Source organism: Streptomyces prasinopilosus (assembly GCF_001419695.1).
GTDB classification, from domain to species: domain Bacteria; phylum Actinomycetota; class Actinomycetes; order Streptomycetales; family Streptomycetaceae; genus Streptomyces; species Streptomyces prasinopilosus.
The window spans coordinates 1-3401 of the sequence record NZ_LIRG01000595.1 but is presented as its reverse complement, the minus strand read 5'-3'; the positions used below and the strand labels follow the sequence as shown (position 1 = coordinate 3401).

Genomic DNA, 3401 nt, shown 5'->3' with positions numbered 1-3401 from the left:
CTCGGGGGCGGGCGCGGGGCCGTCCGCCCCGCGTCCGGAGGAGGAGCCGGCGACGGCGCGGCCGCTGCCCGTCGTCGACGCGTGGCTGCTGGCCGGGGACACGGGACGGCGGTACGGTGCCGCCTCCGGCGACCGCAACCCGATCCATCTGCACCCGCTCGCCGCACGGCTCTTCGGCTTCCCCCGCGCGGTCGCGCACGGCATGTGGACCGTGGCCCGCTGCCTCGCCGCGCACGGCGTTCCGGAGGCGGTGGCGGTCCGGGCCGACTTCAGGGCGCCGGTCCTGCTGCCGGGGACGGTGACGTTCGGGGCGCGGGACGGGCGCTTCGAACTGCGCGGTCCCGGCGACCGCCTTCACCTCACCGGGGAGGTCCGCCCGGTGTGAACGTCCGCGCCGGACCCGGCGCCGGTGTCCGGGGCTTCGCCCTCGGGCGGCGACCAGGGGCGGCCCGCCATCAGGTCGCCCAGTCCCGCCCAGGCGAAGTTCATCAGAGTGGCCGACGCCTGCCGGGCGGTGACGCCCGGCGTGCTGTTGGCCCAGGCCGCGAGCGCCTCGGCGGCGCCGACCAGTGCTTCCGCGAGCCCGGCGACCTCGCGGCCGGGGAGGTGGGGGTCACGGTGGGCTTCCCGGGCGGCGGCGAGGATCAGCTCGGTCACGAAGGTCACGATGTCCGCGCGCATCGCGGTGACCTCGGCGGCGAACACCTCGCCGTGCGTACGGGCCTGGAGGTGCAGGACGGCCCAGCCGTCCGGGTGCCGCGCGGTGTGGGCGAAGAAGGCCGTCAGCCCCGCCCACAGCTGGCGGTCCGCGGGGAGGGCGGGGCGGGCGCCGGCGCGCACCGCCTCGACGAGGGCCTTCGCCTCGCGGCGGATGCACGCGAGGAACAGGTCTTCCTTGGAGTTCAGATACAGGTAGACCAACGGCTTGGACACACCCGCCAGTTCGGCGATCTCGTCCATCGACGCGGCCATGTAGCCGCGCTGGCCGAAGGTCCGCACGGCGGCGTCCAGCATCTGCTGCTCGCGGACCGCGCGCGGCATCCGCTTGCTCTTCACGGCACCCATACGGAGCAGCCTACGGGGCGGGGGCACCCTCGCCCGCCCGCGCGGGAAACCCGTCCCGCCCGAACCGGGCGCACGCCCCGGGCCCCTAAGAGGCCTTCGCCTGCTCCTGGTCCTGCTCCCGCGTGCCGCGGGCGCCGTCGTCGGCGTCGTCCTCCTGGCTGCGGTTGGCCGCCAGGCCGGCCTTCGCCCGGTCGACCCGGCGCACGATGGTCTCGGAGGCCACGTCCCGCTGCTTGCGCAGCACCACGAGGCTGATCGGCGCCGAGAGCACCAGGGCGAGCAGGACGATCCACAGCCCGTTGGAGTCGCCCAGGCCGCGCGGGGCGAGGCCGGAGTAGACGAGGCCCCAGACGACCAGGAGGCAGCCCACGAAGATCCCGAAGCGCATCAACGTGTAGCGGAGCATCTTCTTCCACTCTCCCGGACGAACGGCCAGAACGTATCCCAAGGGGTTAATGGGACACCTCCAGTGAAGCACGTCCGCACCCGTGCACCCGCGGCGGGGTCCCCAGGCAGGCGCGTACATGACATTACCGCCGACTCCGGCCCGCCCCCGTGGCTCGGCTCCGGCCCGGTGCCGGGATCAGGTCAGGGGCAGCAGCATGATGACGTCGTCCCGGTCGTCGCCCGGAGCCACCCTGATCGCGGCGGGGACCCGGCCGACCTCCTTGTAGCCGCAGGAGCCGTAGAAGCCCTCCAGGCCGAGGCCGCCGCGGCAGGTGAGCCGGATCGCCTCGACGCCGGGGAGGGTGCGGGCGGCCCGCTCCGCGGCGGCGAGCAGGTCACGGCCGTACCCCTTGCCCTGGTGGCGGGGGTGGACCATCACCGTGTACAGCCAGATCCAGTGCGTCATCAGGCGGTGGGTGTTGAGGGTGAGGAACGCCGTCGCGGCGACCCGCCCCTCCTCGTCGAACCCGACGAGGAGCCGGGACCGTCGCTCCTCCATGGCCACGAACTGCCGTACCAGTTCCGGCCGGACGTCCTCCCGGGTCACCGGCGGCACGAAGCCGACGGCTCCGCCCGCCTCGGTGACGTCCACCCACAGCTCCAGGATGCCGTCGCGGAGTCCGGGGGTGACGGGCGGATCCAGCGTGAAGGTCAGCGGCATGGAACGGGACTCCCCCTCAGACCCGCATCGGCTGCGGGGACTCGCGGCGGGCGGGGTCGGCGGCGTCGTACTCGCGGATGATCTCGTACCGCGTGTTGCGCTCCACCGGGCGGAAACCGGCGTCGCGGATGAGGTCCAGCAGGTCGTCGCGGGTGAGCTTGTCCGGCGTCCCGAAGTTGTCCGCGTCGTGCGTGATCTTGTACTCGACGACCGAGCCGTCCATGTCGTCCGCGCCGTGCTGGAGGGCGAGCTGGGCGGTGTTGACGCCGTGCATCACCCAGAAGACCTTGACGTGCGGGACGTTGTCGAAGAGGAGGCGGGAGACGGCGAACGTCTTCAGCGCCTCGGCGCCGGTGGCCATCTGCGTCCTGGCCTGGAGGCGGTTGCGGATCTTGCCGTCCTTCATGTCCACGAAGTCGTGCTGGTAGCGCAGCGGGATGAAGACCTGGAAGCCGCCGGTCTCGTCCTGGAGTTCGCGCAGCCGCAGCACGTGGTCGACGCGGTGGCGGGGCTCCTCGATGTGGCCGTAGAGCATGGTGCAGGGGGTCTTCAGCCCCTTCTCGTGCGCCAGCCGGTGGATCCGCGACCAGTCCTCCCAGTGGGTGCGGTGGTCGACGATGTGCTGCCGGACCTCCCAGTCGAAGATCTCCGCGCCGCCGCCGGTGAGGGACTCGAGCCCGGCGTCGATCAGCTCGTCGAGGATCTCGGAGGCGGACAGCCCGGAGATGGTCTCGAAGTGGTGGATCTCGGTGGCGGTGAACGCCTTCAGCGACACGTCCGGCAGCGCGGCCTTCAGCTCGCGCAGGGAGCGCGGGTAGTAGCGCCAGGGCAGGTTGGGGTGGAGCCCGTTGACGATGTGCAGTTCGGTGAGGTTCTCCGCCTCCATCGCCTTGGCGAGCTTCACCGCCTCCTCGATCCGCATCGTGTACGCGTCCTTCTCCCCCGGCTTGCGCTGGAAGGAGCAGTACGCGCAGGAGGCGGTGCACACGTTCGTCATGTTGAGGTGGCGGTTGACGTTGAAGTGGACGACGTCGCCGTTCTTCCGCGTCCGCACCTCGTGCGCCAGTCCGCCCAGCCAGGCCAGGTCGTCCGACTCGTACAGCGCGATGCCGTCCTCGCGGGACAGCCGCTCGCCGGAGCGGACCTTCTCCTCCAGCTCGCGCTTGAGCCCGACGTCCATGCGGATACCTCTTTCCCGACTGTCCCGACTGTTCCGGTTTCCCGGCTG

Annotated in this window: 5 protein-coding genes; 1 reads left to right on the top strand and 4 read right to left on the bottom strand. The window is 72.0% G+C overall.

From position 1 onward, the window contains the following. Positions 1-385: MaoC family dehydratase (locus tag AOK18_RS22945; protein WP_276205365.1), on the top strand; the 385-nt coding region annotated here is incomplete at its 5' end. Here AOK18_RS22945 and AOK18_RS22940 read toward each other — a convergent pair. The 4 genes from AOK18_RS22940 to mqnE all read right to left on the bottom strand — a co-directional run bounded on the left by AOK18_RS22940 (position 355) and on the right by mqnE (position 3353). Continuing rightward, a complete protein-coding gene (locus AOK18_RS22940; protein ID WP_055695563.1) occupies positions 355-1065 on the bottom strand; it encodes a TetR/AcrR family transcriptional regulator in 711 nt (236 codons plus the stop codon). The genes AOK18_RS22945 and AOK18_RS22940 overlap by 31 nt on opposite strands. 85 nt (positions 1066-1150) lie before the next feature. Continuing rightward, entirely contained in the window at positions 1151-1471 is a 321-nt protein-coding gene (locus tag AOK18_RS22935; protein WP_055573906.1) for a DUF4229 domain-containing protein, read from the bottom strand. 177 nt (positions 1472-1648) lie between these two features. Beyond that, positions 1649-2173: a GNAT family N-acetyltransferase gene (locus tag AOK18_RS22930; RefSeq protein ID WP_055573907.1), complete on the bottom strand. Its 525-nt coding sequence runs from the start codon at positions 2171-2173 to the stop codon at positions 1649-1651. A gap of 16 nt (positions 2174-2189) precedes the next feature. Next, positions 2190-3353 (bottom strand): aminofutalosine synthase MqnE, encoded by a 1164-nt coding sequence (mqnE, locus tag AOK18_RS22925; RefSeq protein ID WP_055573908.1) that lies wholly within the window; start codon positions 3351-3353, stop codon positions 2190-2192. Between the last annotated feature and the right edge of the window lie 48 nt (positions 3354-3401).